Raw genomic sequence first — 336 nt, 5'->3', positions numbered from 1 at the left:
CCGCTCGACTTGCATGTGTTAAGCCTGCCGCCAGCGTTCAATCTGAGCCATGATCAAACTCTTCAGTTAAAATCATTTTGCACCTTATTATAGACAAGGTGCCAATTCTGGCTCATCAATTTCCTGACTTAAATTTCGCTCAAATAAACTTCGAGTAATTTAAACCAATCAATTAATGATAATATATATCGATTAATCAACCAGTAAAAATCCACACAAGTTGTTCTTCTATTCTCTTAATGATCTTCTCGATGATTCGTCATCATCAAGCTAGGTCGGCTATGTTACTCTAAATCTCTTCAAAGTCAACAGGTAATTTCGATATTTTTAAAACTT

General features: G+C 35.1%; 1 rRNA gene. It reads right to left on the bottom strand.

Annotated elements, in window-relative coordinates:
* A 16S ribosomal RNA gene (locus ADA42_RS18650) occupies positions 1-69 on the bottom strand; the annotation flags it as partial.
* Between the last annotated feature and the right edge of the window lie 267 nt (positions 70-336).

The sequence above is a fragment of the Acinetobacter sp. 243_ASPC genome (assembly GCF_001054715.1).
Classification (GTDB): Bacteria; Pseudomonadota; Gammaproteobacteria; order Pseudomonadales; family Moraxellaceae; genus Acinetobacter; species Acinetobacter soli.
The sequence above is the reverse complement of the archived record's forward strand: the minus strand, read 5'-3'. Positions and strand labels throughout refer to the sequence as shown.